The sequence below is a fragment of the Shewanella sp. HL-SH2 genome (assembly GCF_051164935.1).
Taxonomy (GTDB): Bacteria; Pseudomonadota; Gammaproteobacteria; order Enterobacterales; family Shewanellaceae; genus Shewanella; species Shewanella glacialimarina.
Window position 1 is genome coordinate 2,425,118 of sequence record NZ_CP195035.1, and the last position, 15,859, is coordinate 2,440,976.

Sequence of the window (15,859 nt, forward strand, 5' to 3'; positions counted from 1 at the left end):
TGGTTAACGTATTTATTAATTTTAAATGCTGGCATGTGTCAGTCACGATTAATGTTGTCTACTGGAAAGTAGCAGAATGGTGACGCCTTTTTGCGTTAATTTAAGGCTTTGTTCTAATGAATACGATTGTGATGTCAGAATATCTTTGGCGATGATAGGTTCTGCACTCGGTTCATTACCGGTAATACTTGACTGAAATCGAGCTAACTCTAATTCAACCACTTGCTCATTTTTGTTATAAATGATCATTAACGTTTCATCTTCGGCTTGCCTAAATTGCACATAAACGCCCTCTTGGGGCGCATAATGAGTGAGTTTACCTGCCGTAATCGCTTCAGACTGCTTACGGTAATTGAGCAATGTTCGCGTAAAGTTAAGTGCATCAACTTGAGTGGCGGTGAGATTGGTATTTTCTAACACGCTGCGGTTATCACCATTCCAACCACCTGGAAAATCAGCCCGAACCGCGCCGTCATTTCGGTCTTTTGTGGGGCTGGTCATCGCCACTTCAGTACCATAAAAAATTTGTGGAATACGGTTACTGGTTAGCACGTAGGCCATGGCCATTTTGTATAACGCCATGTCTTCATTTAACAAGCTGTATAAACGATTAGTGTCATGATTACCCTCAAATAACACCAACTTTGTTGGGTTGGCATAAACCACATCATTGGCGAGCATTTCATATAAGTTTATTAACCCAGTCCCCCAATCTTCTTTTTCGTTTAAACTTGAAATGATTTTTTTCATACAAAGGGAAATCCATCATGCTTGGTGAATATGATTGATAACCGTCTTTATTGTTTTTGCCTGCTTGCCAATAACTGACCGTGATGGGGTTGGCGGTCCATTCTTCACCGACGATATTAAAGTTGGGATATTCATCCATTACCGCTTTAGACCACTTTGCCAAAAAAGCTTTGTCGGCATAGGAGTAGGTGTCTTCACGAATACCGCTAAGGCCTGCATATTCCACCCACCAAATACTGTTTTGAGTTAAATAGGTAGCTAAATAGGGATCGCGCTGATCCAGATCTGGCATAGTGTCGGTAAACCAGCCGTGTTCAAACTCTGAGGTGTCTAATGCTACTGCATAAGGGTCTTGTACTGTGGTGCGTCTGTGGCTGGTATAAGTGATATTTTTAGCATCTTGCTGCCATTTAGCTTGGCCGTTAATCCAGCTTGAGGTGGGAAAACCTAGGCCATTAGGCTTCATCCATTGATGGCCAGAACCCATATGATTAACCACCACATCTTTAATGATGCCAATGCCAAAAATGTTGGCTTCTTCTACTAAGGATTTATATTCTTCATTACTGCCAAAGCGTGGATCAATATTGTAAAAGTTGGTGGCCGAATAGCCATGATAAGAATACTGCGGTTGATTATTTTCAAGTAGTGGGTTGATCCAAAGCTGGGTGACGCCTAAGTCTTTCAAGTAGGGCAGTGCTTTACGAATACCCATAATGTCACCACCATGGCGACCATCTTTATCGGCTCGATTAGTCTGTTCAAGCATGTCAGGGTGGTTATCATTTTCCGAATTGCCGTTAACAAAACGGTCGGGTGTAATGAGGTAAATTACATCTTTATTGCTAAAACCTTGACGGTTTTTAGACTCTTTCTCTCGCACTAAAATAGGGTATTCAATGCTTTGTATGAGCGTATTATTATCATAAAGTCCAATCGTTAAGGTTTGTGGCGGTGCATTGGCCAAATCTAAGTTGATAAATAAGTGATGTTGGCTTTGTGAGGCATTAACATCGACTAAATTTATATCGATGGCGTGAATAAGCTTTACGTTAAATTGGCTTATGTTTTTGCCATACACTAATAGTTGTAATTGGCTATTGTGCATGCCAGCCCACCAGGACTCGGGCTCCACTTTGAACGATTCAATTTTTATTGGACTGATGTCTGAAAAAGTATGAGCGCTGAACAACACAGTGGCACTGAATAATAAGCCAGTGATAAGAGAGTAAGCCTGCTGGTGTCGAGTTAATTCCATGGGGTACCTTATTAAATTTAGTCTTTAGTTAACCTCAGCTCGGGATAATAAATGCTTACCAAACAGCCCTTTGTCTTGCTAACTGCGTTTCATTAACGTGCAATAGGCCAGCTATTGACGTGTTAATGCGCCTTGTTTTCAAAACAAATAGCAAGTTTGCTAAAAAATAAGCTAAATCTGTTGAATTCAGCCTATTGAGCCCATCTCTTAACTCGAGTTGAGGTTAGTTATTTTTGTAATCAACAATTTTTTGCTCATTATTTACAGCTTGTTAATAAAATGCTCATGTTCAGGCATTGCATCAACAGTTCGACCTATGATGGTTTTGACATTAGTCAGAAACTCTTGCAAGTCATAGTCTTGAATACTATTGGCCAGTGGGTTGAAGTCTTTAGGCATAATACCTTGACCTAGCATCACTTGAGCCCAAGCAACTTCGGTAAATAGCTCATCTTGATGGCGGGTCACGGTACCGGTTGCGGTAAATAAATCTATTTTGCGTTGCAGTGATTCAGGGATGGCCATTTCGCGGCATTGTTGCCATAAATCAGCCTCTTCACCGCGATTATTTGCACGTTGATTTAGATGGTAATGCAGAATGATGAAATCACGAATTTGCTCAAATTCCGTCTGTGACTGGCGGTTAAACTCATCAATGTTGGTTTGTTGAACGCCATTGTGGGGAAATAGCTTTGTTAACCTAATAATGGCTGATTGAACCAAATGCAGGCTGGTGGATTCCAGCGGCTCTAAAAATCCACTTGATAACCCAATCGCGACACAGTTTTTGTGCCACTGTTTTTCACGTCGGCCGGTTTTAAAGTTAATCTTTCTGGGTTCGGTTAATGGTTTACCATCAAGATTGTTCAATAATAGTGCTTTGGCATCGTCATCGGAGATAAATTTACTGCAATAAACCAAACCATTACCGGTACGGGTTTGTAATGGTATACGCCATTGCCAGCCTGCATCATGGGCAATTGATCGTGTATAGGGCGTGAGTGTTGTTGTGCGTTCACATTGCACCGCATAAGCACTGTCGCAGGGTAACCAGTGTTGCCAATTTTCAAAGCCAACGTGCAATTGTTTTTCAATAAGTAGTGCGGCAAAACCAGAACAATCGATAAAAAAGTCGCCACTAATACATTGATTATCCTTTAATGTGACCGATTCAATATTACCGTCTTGGGTCAATTGAGTTGAGGTAATTAATCCTTCAATCCGTTTAACGTTGAGGTTTTCGCTGTATTGGCGCAATAATGTGGCATAAAGACCGGCATCGAAATGATAGGCATGGGTAATACCAGCAAGTGGTGAGCCTGCAACCTTGTCCATGACGGTAAATTTATTGGCCTTAGCTGCCTGATAATTGAGTGAGTATTGCCAAAAGTCGCTATTGTCTAACGGGTTTGATTTTAGCCAGTAATGATGAAATTGAGTAAAGCCAATGTCTTTACCTATGTCGCCAAAGGCATGCATATAACTTTGTTGTTGCTTGCCCCAGTTTTCAAATTCAATACCCAATTTAAAGGTGGCTTGGGTGTGTTTAATAAAATCAGTTTCTTTAATGCCCAGCACACTATTAAAAATTTGCAGCGGAGGAATGGTCGCTTCGCCAACGCCTATGGTGCCAATGTCCTCTGATTCAATTAAGGTGATGTTGAGCTGTGACTTAAAAAGCCGAGTGAGCATGGCCGCTGTCATCCAACCCGATGTACCGCCGCCTACAATTACAATGTTATTGATTTTGTTGTTATTCATAGTAATCGCCTTATGTAATATTACCTATAAAGTAAAAAAGCCCCTGTAACAGGTTACAGAGGCTTTTTTGTCGCCGCTAGATTAGAACTTGTAGTTCGCACCTAACATGAAATTGCGACCGTAGTTTTGATAGTCACGTACATGACGCGCATCATCACCAGTATATGAAGTGAATGGCTCATTAGTTAAGTTGTTCACTTGAAGTACGACAGATAGACCGTATAAGGCATCAATTCCACTTTCAGTAAAGTCATAACCCACTTGCGCATCAACCACGGTTTCAGCTTTAACGTTAACATTTTGACGAGTCAAACTGATTGCAGTGACTTCACCTAGGAAGTCGCTGCGGTAACGTGAGCTAACACGGGCTTCAAAGCCTGAGTTTTCATAGTAAACCGTTGCGCTGAATGTTTTTTCAGATAAACCAGGCAGTGCAGTTGGATCACTTTCAGCGGTTTCTTTTACTTCAGAGTCGTTGTAAGCACCGCTAAGCACTGTACCAAAACCCGTTAGTGAATCAGCAAATAAGCCAAAATCTAAAGAGAATGTAGCTTCGATACCTTGTACATAACCGCCGTCACCATTTTGTGGTTGCGATACAACGCCTAGTGGGTTGTCGCCTGGGTTTTGCGGTAAAATTGTACTGAAATCAAATACAGCTTGCTGATTGTATACGAAGTTTTCTAAGTCTTTGTAGAATGCTGCTACTGCAAAGTAACCTTGATCACTAAAGTAGTTCTCGTAACTTATATCAAACTGGCGGGCTAACCATGGACGTAGTTCAGGGTTACCTGCACCACCAGACCAGTTAATACCGTCATTTGGATTTTCATTGTAGCTAAAGTTAACGTTAGCATTCATTTGATCCATGCGAGAGCGAGTTAGTGTACGCGCAGCAGCAAAACGGATCATCTGACTATCAGCAACTTCAAAACCTAAGTTGATACTCGGTAGCCATTCAACATAATCATCGCCCGCAGTTCGAGGCGTCATGGTGACTTCGCCATCAGCAACAGTTGCCACAGTACCGTCAGAACTTTGCTTAGACTGTACCGCTTGTAAACCTAGGTTACCGGTCACTGGGATATCAAATAATTCAGTTTCTAAATTACCCATCACGTATGCAGTGGTAATTTCTTCACTGACTGCCCAAGAGTTGGTAGCACGTGATAAATCAACATTTGCTACGTCAGTTTCAGTATAGTTACCGTCATTATAGAAGGCTAATGAGTCATAGCTGAGTACATCACCCATACCAAAGAAGCCAAGTGATGTTGGTGACAATAAGTATTGATCTGGCACTGTCATCATATAATTAGGATCAGTACCGTCATAACCTTTAAGGGTTAAGTAGTAACCTTTGTCTAATTTTGTTTTGTCACGCTCAGTGTAGTTCACACCAAATTCGATGCTGCGCAAAGCGCCGCCATCAAGAACATACTCAGCACTTAGACGTAAAGACTGTAACTCATCTTCAATTTCTGGTTTGTTAATAAAGCCATCTTGAGTGTTAGCGCCTAATGGGCTGCCCCAACCAAGTGAATCGCCCAGTCTAATTACGCTAGGATCAGCATAATTTAGGCTGTGGTTGAATTCATAACCACCATTGCCATTATTCACAAAACCTAAGTCGTCTACTGCGCCAACGCCAGTGCCACGGCCTGTACCACTGTAACTTTCCATACCAATGTCGGTACGGTCAGCTTTAGACAAACCAATGTCAGCCGCTACAGACCAATTGTTATTAACTTGGAATTTGTTATTCCAACCAATAGATAATGATTCAGCATCACGCTTGTTTACATCGTTACGCACCACAACTTCTGCGCCACGAATAACGCCTTCAGTGACTAAACCGTCTTCAGTTTTAGTCGCTTCAACACCGCCGTTAGCGCCCCAAGCAGCAGGAATTTCAATACCGCGTAAACGTTGGTCATCGGTAAATTTAGAGTAGTAAACATCTACCACAGAATGGAAAAAGTCATTTGGTGCATATTCAAAAACGGCTAGCACACCATCACGCTCAAGTTCACTTGAACGTACAAATGGCTTAGCGCCGCCTAATACGCTATCACCAGCAGCATTTTCTGGGTAACCCCATGCTTGCCAGCGCTCTTCCTGGTTAGGCGATTGCATGCGCGCATAGCCTAAAGCAATACCAATAGTATCATCAGCAAATTGGTCGATATAAGAGATACTGCCGCGATAACCTTTGTCTTCAGAGCCGCTGTTCAGTGCGCCCAGGTCGTTCATTTCGCCACGTAAGCCGATAGCAAAAGTTTGCTCGCCGTGTGCTAATGGGCTAATAGTTTGCATGTCAACCGTGCCACCAATGGCTTGAGCCATCACAGATGCATCAGGTGTTTTGTAAACAACAACTCGGTTTAATAATTCTGATGGATATTGGTCAAACTCGACACCACGGTTATCATTCACAGAGGCTTGTTCGCGTCCGTTTAAGGTTGCCGTGGTGAAATCTGGGCCCATGCCGCGAATAGAGATAACGTTTGCACGACCATCAAGACGCTGTGCAGATACACCTGGTAAACGCGCTAGTGACTCAGCGATTGAAACATCCGGTAATTTACCAATGTCTTCAGCAGAAATAGCTTCTACGATGGAAGATGAAGACATCTTAAGTGATTGTGATTCTTGTAAACTGCGGCGAATACCTGTGACTTTTACCACTTCGATATTTTCATCTGCAGTGGTTGCGGCATTCACGTCGTCAGCCGCATAAGCACTGATGCTTGCTCCTGCAGCGACTAACGCTAATGTGAGTAGGCTTGGTTTAAATAGCAACATTCATCGTTCCCCTTTTACGACGGCTTAACCTTGATATATCGAGTTCAAGTATTAGCAATCTTTTTGATTTTGGTTACAGTCTTTATTGTGTTTTTGTATCAGCATACTTAATTGACTGCAGTAAGTGCTGAAGTTATGACCAAATTGTTGCACAACAGTGACGATACTACTCCTAGGATTGTTTGACCGACAATATTATGCATACGTATTCAAAAGCTTTGCCGTGATAAAGTTGTACAGAATTTACATTTTACTAACCTGAATTTGATGTAACTAATATGAGTTAAGTGTATGTATACATTTATGATATCGCAATTTTAGAATGGATTGTTTTTAAAGTATTTTTATGCATACGTATGCAGGTCTATTGAACCTCATTTCCCTATTCACGTATCCTCAATGCCACAACAATATAACGATGGCGTGTTATAACGTCGCAACATGTGTTTAACATCATTAAAAAAGTGGGTCGATGATAAACATCATTTAGAGGGAATGTTATGGGTCAAGTAACCTGGTGGCGTGGCGGAATAATTTACCAAGTTTATCCACGTAGTTTGATGGATTCGAACGATGATGGCGTGGGTGACTTACAGGGGATCATAGCCAAGCTTGACTACATTGCTAGTCTAAATGTAGATGCAATTTGGATTTCGCCATTTTTTAAATCACCAATGAAAGACTTTGGTTACGACATTAGCGATTATCGTGATATCGACCCCATGTTCGGCACTATGGCTGATTTTGACGAACTGATTAATAAAGCCCATCGTTTAAACATCAAGATTATTATTGATCAGGTACTCAGCCATACTTCTGATCAACATGCATGGTTTGAGGAAAGTCGCCAAAGCAGAACTAACCCTAAAGCTGACTGGTATGCATGGGCTGATCCTAAAGATGATGGCAGCGCACCCAATAACTGGTTAGCTATTTTTGGTGGTTGTGCTTGGGAATGGGAGCCTCGACGTCAGCAATATTATTTACATAACTTCTTAAAAAGTCAGCCTGACTTGAACTTTCATTGTGACGACTTACGTCAAGCTGTGTTAGACAATGTTGAGTTTTGGCTTAAAAAAGGAGTTGATGGTTTTCGCTTAGATGCGATTACCTTTTGTTATCACGATGAACAGTTGCGAGATAACCCAGCTAAACCAAAAGATCAGCGCCAGGGGCGTGGTTTTAGTGAAGACAATCCATACGCTTATCAATATCACTACTATAATAATACTCGCCCGCAAACCGTTGGCTTTATCGAAGAGTTACGGGGATTAATTAATCGCTACCCAGGTGCGGTGACTTTAGGGGAGGTTTCTTCAGAAGATTCGTTAGCGACTATGGCTGAATACACTCAAGGTGATGATCGCCTACACATGTCTTATAGCTTTGAACTGTTAACCGATGATTTTAGTGCAGCCTATATTCGTCAAACTGTTGAAGAGTTAGAAGCTAGCATTGGTGATGGCTGGCCGTGTTGGGCCATTGGTAATCATGATGTTCAGCGTGTGGCATCTCGCTGGGGTAAAGGCGAGAGCAATACTGATTTAGTTAAAATGCTCAATGGTATGCTGTTTTCCTTGCGCGGCAGTATTTGCAGTTATCAAGGTGAAGAATTAGGTTTAACCGAAGCGCCAATTGAGTTTGAACAGCTTCAAGACCCATTTGGCATTGCATTTTGGCCGATGTTTAAAGGCCGCGATGGGTGCAGAACGCCGATGCCTTGGAGTAAAACTGCAACTCAGGCTGGATTTTCTCAAGGGCAACCTTGGTTACCTATTCCTGCGGAGCATGCCAACCAAGCTGTTGATGTGCAGGAAATGGATCCATATTCAGTATTGAACAGTTACCGTCATTTTTTAGCGTGGCGAAAAAAGCAAACTGTATTAATAGAAGGGGATATTGAGTTTATTGATACCTTGCCGGCAGTCTTAGGTTTTAAACGACAAATTGATGATAAAACAATGCTGGTGTTATTTAATTTAACCGCTGAAATTGCCTATTTCGATCTAGGGACATTGGCGCTAAGTTCCTTGACAATAAGTTATATCCACAGTGAGCATGGACTGTTAGCTGGAGAAGTAGATGATTCTGATCAGATAAAACTCCCGCCGTTTGCCAGTTTCTTTGCTGATTTATCATAAAGACAAGATTACGTCGTTAACCTTTTTGTTAATGGCGTTTTATTTTACAACAGCACTTAACACGCTTTAAGTGTCACAATAACAACAATAGATAAGAGACCTTAATTATGGCTTCAACAATATCAGGTTCAACGAATACTTCTGCATCGGGTGGTGAGGGTAACTTCCGCTTTGCACTTGTTTCATTAACTTCATTGTTTTTTATGTGGGGGTTTATCACTTGCTTAAACGATATTCTTATTCCCCATCTTAAATCGGTATTTTCGCTGACTTATGCTGAAGCGATGTTAATTCAATTCTGCTTCTTTGGTGCCTATTTTTTAGTGTCACTGCCTGCAGGTATGCTGGTTAAGAAACTGGGTTATCAAAAAGGGATTGTTACTGGGTTAGTGATTGCCAGTATCGGTTGTTTATTGTTTTATCCTGCTGCGGCACTTGCTGTATATGGACTTTTTTTAGGTGCTTTATTTGTACTTGCTTCTGGCATTACTATTTTACAAGTTGCCGCTAACCCTTATGTAAATGCATTAGGCAGTGCTGAAACCGCATCAAGTCGATTAAATTTAACTCAAGCATTTAATGCACTCGGTACCACGGTGGCTCCCTTTTTTGGTGCGGTATTAATTTTATCTGTTGCTTCAGGTGCAACCGGTGACTTAAGCCATGCTCAGGCAGAAGCTGAAGTGGTGAAATTACCTTATCTTATTTTAGCCGGTATGTTGGCATTACTCGCGGCTATTTTTGCAAAAATTACCTTACCAAAAATTGTGGAGCATAATGAACCAGCAGATGCCGCAGGCAAAATTAGTCACAATGGCAAAACCAGTGCAGTTCAGTCGTTACACCTTGTTTTAGGTGCTGTGGGTATTTTTGTTTATGTGGGTGCAGAAGTTGCAATTGGCAGCTTTCTAGTCAGTTTTTTGGGCGAGGAAAACATCGCTGGATTAAAAGAAGCGGATGCCGCTAACTATATTGCTTATTATTGGGGCGGAGCAATGGTAGGACGCTTTATTGGCTCGGCTGTAATGCAAAAAATTCCTGCTGGAACCGTGCTAGCGTTTAATTCATTAATGGCCGCGGCTTTAGTATTGGTGGCAATGAATACGCAAGGCATGCTTGCCATGTGGGCCATTTTAGCGGTTGGCTTATTTAACTCTATTATGTTTCCGACTATTTTCAGTTTAGCGTTACGTGATTTAGGCCCACATACTTCACAGGGCTCAGGCATTTTATGTTTGGCTATTGTTGGCGGTGCAATCATTCCATTATTACAAGGCGTGATGGCAGACAGCATGGGCTTACAACCTGCGTTTATTTTACCCGTGATATGTTATGGGTTTATCTTGTTCTATGGTGCAAAAGGCTCAAAAATGTAATTTAGGTTATATTCATTGGGCAACAGGCCATATGACTATCCAAAGCGACCATTTAGGTCGCTTTTTTATTGCTATCAGTGGCGTAAATACCTATGATCGGCGCAATTGTGTTTCTGTTTTTTCATTGTGTCTAAATTGAGAGTGTTATGCTGACTTATTCCTTATCTGGCAGTTCTTCTGAGCTGGTGTTAAATGTGTTAACCATGGTACTAAACCAGGGCAAGCCATTAGATCGTGCCTATTCACATAACTTCTCTGGTTTACAGCTTGAACCTGCTGAACAAGCGCGTATTACTGTGGTTGCCGGAGATATCTTACGTCGATTAAATCTGTACTGCTTTATTGTTGATATTGAACAGGATGAATTTGAACGTTTAGGGTCTAAATTGCTTAATGGTTGGCATCTTTTCCATGATTTAGCCTTACCCAAAATGCAATATTCATTGCAAGTTGATGAAGCGGCATTGAGAGCAAACATTGAAGCGGCTAAAGCGATACCGACATTATGGGATGGTTGCCCAGAATGGTTAGATATTTTAGGAGATGCGCAGTTAGGCGAAAAATGGCCTGCTGAACGTGCAGCATTAATGCAAGCCCCTAAGCGTTATATTCGCGTTAATGGCTTAAAGTGCGATCGTGAAACATTGATGGAAAAGCTAGCCAAAGAAGGTGTTGATACTCAAATAGTTGAGTCTGTCGATAGCGCCCTTGAAGTCACATCTAATTCTGCCTTATTTAGAACAGATTGCTTTCAAAAAGGGTTATTTGAGCAACAGGACGCTGGCTCGCAATTAGTTGCCGCCGCTGTGGATGCTAAACCTGGGATGCGCGTTGTAGATGCCTGCGCAGGTGCTGGCGGCAAAACATTACATATAGCGGCACAAATGCAAGGAAAAGGGCGCTTATTAGCGATGGATATTGAGCAGTGGAAACTTGATAACCTTAAAACCCGTGCTAAAAGAGCGGGTGCCCATAATGTTGAAACCCGCATTATTGCCAGCTCTAAAACCATTAAACGACTAAAGCTGACCGCAGACCGAGTATTACTTGACGTGCCTTGTTCAGGTTTAGGGGTCCTAAAGCGTAATCCTGATTCAAAATGGCGTGATACCGCGGAACGTCTTCCGATATTAATTGAGCTGCAAAAACAAATCATTGATAGCTACAGTCGTATGGTCAAAGTCGGCGGTATGTTGGTTTATGCGACATGCTCAATTATGCCGGATGAAAACCGCAATCAAGTTAATCGTTTTCTAGCAGACAATCCTCATTTTAGTTTAATTGATGATGAATCTATTTTGGTTTCAGAGCATGGTTTTGATGGTTTTTATATCGCCAGAATGAGCCGAGATTCAGAATAGTGTTAGGTTAAAATGTAAAATTCTTTTACTAAAAAACAATAAATTCGAAACAAATGTTGATCATATTTAATATAATGCATACCCTTGATAGGGTACTCTTGTTGAGTGTTTTATCTTGTAATTATTGTCTGTTTGGAGTTGCATGGATTTAGGTCAACCAGATACCAACCTTGTGTCCGAGTTATTATTAACCGCACAATACAAGTCCAGTATTGAACGCTATAGCACTATTCTTAACATGGTGCTTGAAGGCGTTTCATTGGGTGAGATTTTACACTCCTTAGTGTTGTTAATCGAAGCTCAAAAAGTGGGTACCCGGGCATCAGTCTTATTACTCAGTGATGATGGGAAAAGATTATTATCCGGTGCAGCGCCTAACCTTCCAAGCGAATATAATGATGCCATCAATGGTGTAGCAATTGGCCCTAACGTGGGTTCATGTGGTACCGCGGCACATTTGCAGCAAAGAGTAATAGTCGAAGATATTGAAACTGATCCTAATTGGATTGATTATAAATCTCTACCTCTTAAAGCGGGGTTAAGGGCATGCTGGTCCGAACCTATTTTTGATACTGACAATCGAATACTCGGTACATTTGCCATGTATTACGACACGATAAAATCACCCACTGAGCAAGATTTACATTTAATTCAAGAAGCAGCAAGATTAGCCAGCTTAGCTATTGAGCGTAGTCGAGGATTACATTTACAACGTTTAAGCAGTAAAATTTTTGAAAATTTACCAATAGCATTAGTCATTACTAACGAGCAAAATGCCGTATTATCCGCTAATCCTAGCTTTATTAAATCAACCACACTTTATGACTATAATAATAAAACCTTTGATATTAAGGCTTATTTGCAGTCTTCAGATCAAGACCTTATTGATGAGTTATTCACATTTATTCATCGTGGACATTCGTGGGTAGGGGAATTAAAAGGCTTAAAAACAGTTGACGATATTATCGATATTGAGCTGGTTGTTACAGTTATTCGCGATTCGTTAACCCAGCAAAATTGTTATGCCTGGATGATTACCGATATTTCCGCTAGAAAAACAGCTGAAAAATTAATCGACTTCCAAAATAATTATGATCAACTTACTGGCTTAGCGAATCGAAAATATTTATTCAAAAAATTACAAACATTAATTAATCAAAGCACAGCCGTACAAGGCCAATCACAGTTCAGTTTAATGATTCTAGATTTAGATCATTTTAAGCAAATTAATGATTCCTTGGGTGCTGATAATGGTGATGAAGTTTTGTGCCGAGTAGGCAAGCGTTTACTCGAGATTATTCCTGAAAATAGCTTGCCTTGCCGAATTGCTGCAGATGAATTTGCGATAGTGCTACCTGGAAATCAAACCAGTGAAAAATTATCTGTGTTTGCTGAGCAAGTTAAAGCTGTAATCGGTAAAGAAATAGCTATTAGTCATGAGCTTCTAAGCTTGAGTATTAGCAGTGGATTCGCCACATACCCTAATGATGCTTCGAGTGCAGAACTCATGTTAAATTGTGCTAGCCAAGCGATGTACAATGCTAAGGCCAGCGGACGTAATTGTTATCAATTTTTTAATCAGGACATACAATTAGAAGCTGAGCGCACAGCGCAACTGCATTTTTATTTGAAAAAAGCAATAAGCCAAAATGAATTTGAATTATATTATCAGCCGATTGTAGACCCTATTAGTGGCAAAATAATTAAGGCCGAAGCCTTACTGCGCTGGAGCCATGACGGTAAGTTCATTTCCCCAGATCTGTTTATCCCTATTGCAGAACAATCAGGCTTAATTGTTGAAATAGGCGAGTGGGTTAAAACTCAAGCTGTAATGACCGCGATAGAGCTAAAAAAACGTAATCTAATCATACCAATATCGATTAATGTCTCGACATTAGAGTTCTGGTCCGGGGATCTTCAAAAGCGATTTTTACAGTATTTTGATACAGTCCTTGAAACACTAAGTATTGATGTATTTCCTTATGAGATGATTACCCTAGAAATTACTGAATCACTTATGATGAAACAGCAATCTGAAGTGTGCGAGGTTTTGTCGCTATTACGTAAAAGAGGCATACAAATTTCCATAGATGACTTCGGTACAGGCTATTCATCATTGTCATATTTAGTTAATTTCCCCGTTGACCAAATAAAAATAGATAAGTCTTTTATCCAAAAGCTTGAGACAGACTCTCGGCATAATGCTTTGGTCGAGGCTATTGTGAGCATGAGTAATGCACTTGATCTGACTGTTGTTGCCGAAGGGGTTGAAACTCAGAGCCAGTTAGACTTTGTCAATCAATTGAATATTCCCGCAGTACAGGGCTATTTTTTCTATAAGCCTATGCCTAAAGCCGATTTTCTTAATTTGATGTTCTTAAACTAACGTAAAAAGTGGGTTAACTTTGGAATACCCTTCTTAAGTTGTATTCAGTAAGTTGTTATTTGGTGATGCTGATATTCAATAGTGCAACTTTAAACATCACTTTTTTATGGGCAAAAAAATACCGCTGAACAGCGGTATTTAAATTTGATGTTTAAGCTTATTAAGCAAGTAAACTCTTTGGATCGGTAAAGGTGAGTGAAAGTGCTTCAGCTACTTCTTTACAGACGATCTTTCCATGCATGACATTTAAGCCATTGAGGAAGTTTTTGTCATTCAATAAAGCTTGCTTATATCCTTGGTTCGCTAACTTAATGATATAAGGCAAGGTGGCATTATTTAATGCAAAAGTTGACGTGCGTGCAACAGCACCAGGCATGTTAGCGACACAGTAATGAACTACATCATCAACGATATAAGTTGGGTCTTGGTGAGTAGTAGCGTGAGAAGTTTCTACACAGCCACCTTGGTCAATAGCAACGTCAACAATGGCACTGCCAGGCTTCATACGTTTAACCATGTCTTTGGTGATAAGTTTAGGTGCTGCAGCGCCTGGCACCAATACACCGCCAATCACTAAGTCAGCTTCAAGTACATGGCGCTCAATAGCATCAGCTGTAGAGTAAATCGCTTTGACTGCTGAGCCAAATTGCACATTTAAGCGACGAAGAGCATCAATGCTGCGGTCAAGAACAACCACATCAGCACCCATACCAACAGCCATTTGTGCAGCATTAGTGCCGACCATACCACCGCCAATAATCACAACTTTAGCTGGCTCAACACCTGGTACACCACCTAGTAACATGCCACGACCACCAAGTGACTTCTCTAGTGCACGTGCACCTGCTTGTATAGACATACGACCAGCAACTTCAGACATAGGAGCAAGTAGTGGCAAGCCGCCACGGTCATCTGTAACGGTTTCGTAAGCAACACATACAGCACCACTTTTAACCAGATCTTCAGTTTGTGCTAGATCTGGTGCAAGGTGTAAATAAGTAAATAGAATTTGGTCGTGGCGTAACATGGCACGCTCAATCGCTTGTGGCTCTTTTACTTTTACGATCATGTCAGCTTTAGCAAAAATTTCGGCAGCCGTTGCTGAAATAACAGCACCTGCGTCGATGTAATCTTGATCGGTAAAGCCAATACCAACACCAGCATCAGATTGAACAAAAACATCATGACCTTTAATAGTCAACTCGCGAACACTTGAAGGAACCATGCCAACACGGTATTCGTGGTTTTTGATTTCTGTTGGAACACCAATAATCATTTTTGAGCCTCGATTAGAATTGTACTCGTAGGATAGACGAGTAATTTTATTATTAATTATTTACCCTGAACGTGCTTGTTTCAGAGAACTCTAGTATAGTACTGCTTAAGTAGTTTATCCTGCTGAAGTTTGATAATAAAAAGATACAAATGTCGTTTAAGTGTTAAATTAGAGTTTAAAATATGGCTAACAATAAAAACTATTCAATAAAAGATTTGGACCGGATTGATAGAAACATTTTGAATGAACTCCAAGTGGATGGTCGTATTTCAAATGTCGAATTGTCTAAACGTGTTGGCCTTAGCCCAACACCTTGTTTAGAAAGGGTTAAGCGTCTTGAAAAGCAAGGGTATATAAATGGGTATACGGCATTAGTTAATCCACACTATTTAGGCGCATCTTTATTGGTATTTGTCGAAATCACCTTAAATCGCGATACCCCTGATATTTTTGACCGTTTTAATCGTGCTGTTCAACTACTCGATGATATTCAAGAGTGTCATTTGGTCTCCGGCGATTTTGACTATTTGCTTAAAACGCGGGTACCCGACATGTCTGCTTATCGTCGTTTACTTGGCGAAACTCTGCTAAAATTACCTTCAGTTTCTGATACACGTACATACGTGGTGATGGAAGAAGTGAAGCAAACCAATAAAGTTGCCCTAAATTTACTGGTGGATTAATCGCAATTATTGATTTCACATTAACATGGCGTACTACATTAGTGAGTCAAAAAAAGAAACTG

The 15,859-nt window shown here is 40.8% G+C and carries 10 protein-coding genes; 5 read left to right on the forward strand and 5 right to left on the reverse strand.

Annotated elements, in window-relative coordinates:
* Nucleotides 1–48 precede the first annotated feature (48 nt).
* From ACRWP9_RS10550 to ACRWP9_RS10565, 4 genes are all read right to left on the reverse strand, one after another.
* Nucleotides 49–750, reverse strand: coding sequence for a cyclomaltodextrinase C-terminal domain-containing protein (locus tag ACRWP9_RS10550; RefSeq protein WP_434925978.1), 702 nt, complete (start codon nt 748–750; stop codon nt 49–51).
* Nucleotides 683–2,008 (reverse strand): alpha-amylase family glycosyl hydrolase, encoded by a 1,326-nt coding sequence (locus ACRWP9_RS10555; protein ID WP_434925979.1) that lies wholly within the window; start codon nt 2,006–2,008, stop codon nt 683–685. The genes ACRWP9_RS10550 and ACRWP9_RS10555 overlap by 68 nt, the downstream gene beginning before the upstream one ends.
* Nucleotides 2,009–2,269: 261 nt before the next feature.
* Entirely contained in the window at nt 2,270–3,769 is a 1,500-nt protein-coding gene (locus tag ACRWP9_RS10560; RefSeq protein ID WP_434925980.1) for a tryptophan halogenase family protein, read from the reverse strand.
* Nucleotides 3,770–3,850: 81 nt separating this feature from the next.
* Nucleotides 3,851–6,574 carry a TonB-dependent receptor gene (locus tag ACRWP9_RS10565; RefSeq protein ID WP_434925981.1) on the reverse strand — a complete coding sequence of 908 codons (2,724 nt, stop codon included), beginning with the start codon at nt 6,572–6,574 and terminating at the stop codon, nt 3,851–3,853.
* A 500-nt stretch (nt 6,575–7,074) separates the two neighbouring features.
* Between ACRWP9_RS10565 and ACRWP9_RS10570 the strand changes: the two genes are divergently transcribed.
* The 4 genes from ACRWP9_RS10570 (at nt 7,075) to ACRWP9_RS10585 (ending at nt 13,838) form a co-directional block, all read left to right on the forward strand.
* Complete coding sequence (locus ACRWP9_RS10570; protein ID WP_434925982.1) at nt 7,075–8,715, forward strand: alpha-glucosidase; 1,641 nt, start codon at nt 7,075–7,077, stop codon at nt 8,713–8,715.
* Nucleotides 8,716–8,822: 107 nt separating this feature from the next.
* Nucleotides 8,823–10,091 carry a sugar MFS transporter gene (locus ACRWP9_RS10575; protein WP_434925983.1) on the forward strand — a complete coding sequence of 423 codons (1,269 nt, stop codon included), beginning with the start codon at nt 8,823–8,825 and terminating at the stop codon, nt 10,089–10,091.
* 146 nt (nt 10,092–10,237) lie between these two features.
* A complete protein-coding gene (locus ACRWP9_RS10580; protein WP_434925984.1) occupies nt 10,238–11,452 on the forward strand; it encodes an RsmB/NOP family class I SAM-dependent RNA methyltransferase in 1,215 nt (404 codons plus the stop codon).
* Nucleotides 11,453–11,594: 142 nt separating this feature from the next.
* On the forward strand, nt 11,595–13,838 hold the full coding sequence (locus ACRWP9_RS10585) for a sensor domain-containing phosphodiesterase (RefSeq protein WP_434925985.1): 2,244 nt from the start codon (nt 11,595–11,597) through the stop codon (nt 13,836–13,838).
* Nucleotides 13,839–13,998: 160 nt separating this feature from the next.
* Here ACRWP9_RS10585 and ald read toward each other — a convergent pair whose 3' ends face one another.
* Nucleotides 13,999–15,114, reverse strand: coding sequence for an alanine dehydrogenase (gene ald / locus ACRWP9_RS10590; protein WP_434925986.1), 1,116 nt, complete (start codon nt 15,112–15,114; stop codon nt 13,999–14,001).
* 182 nt (nt 15,115–15,296) lie between these two features.
* Between ald and lrp the strand changes: the two genes are divergently transcribed.
* Nucleotides 15,297–15,797, forward strand: a complete 501-nt coding sequence (gene lrp / locus ACRWP9_RS10595) for a leucine-responsive transcriptional regulator Lrp (RefSeq protein WP_226410050.1) — start codon at nt 15,297–15,299, stop codon at nt 15,795–15,797.
* The last annotated feature ends 62 nt before the right edge of the window (nt 15,798–15,859 follow it).

Coding starts and splice junctions, on each gene's coding strand:
- ACRWP9_RS10580 (WP_434925984.1), top strand. CDS start 10,238: ATGCTGACTTATTCCTTATCTGGCAGTTCTTCTGAGCTGGTGTTAAAT.
- ACRWP9_RS10550 (WP_434925978.1), bottom strand. CDS start 750: ATGAAAAAAATCATTTCAAGTTTAAACGAAAAAGAAGATTGGGGGACT.
- ald (WP_434925986.1), bottom strand. CDS start 15,114: ATGATTATTGGTGTTCCAACAGAAATCAAAAACCACGAATACCGTGTT.
- ACRWP9_RS10570 (WP_434925982.1), top strand. CDS start 7,075: ATGGGTCAAGTAACCTGGTGGCGTGGCGGAATAATTTACCAAGTTTAT.
- ACRWP9_RS10560 (WP_434925980.1), bottom strand. CDS start 3,769: ATGAATAACAACAAAATCAATAACATTGTAATTGTAGGCGGCGGTACA.
- ACRWP9_RS10575 (WP_434925983.1), top strand. CDS start 8,823: ATGGCTTCAACAATATCAGGTTCAACGAATACTTCTGCATCGGGTGGT.
- lrp (WP_226410050.1), top strand. CDS start 15,297: ATGGCTAACAATAAAAACTATTCAATAAAAGATTTGGACCGGATTGAT.
- ACRWP9_RS10565 (WP_434925981.1), bottom strand. CDS start 6,574: ATGTTGCTATTTAAACCAAGCCTACTCACATTAGCGTTAGTCGCTGCA.
- ACRWP9_RS10585 (WP_434925985.1), top strand. CDS start 11,595: ATGGATTTAGGTCAACCAGATACCAACCTTGTGTCCGAGTTATTATTA.
- ACRWP9_RS10555 (WP_434925979.1), bottom strand. CDS start 2,008: ATGGAATTAACTCGACACCAGCAGGCTTACTCTCTTATCACTGGCTTA.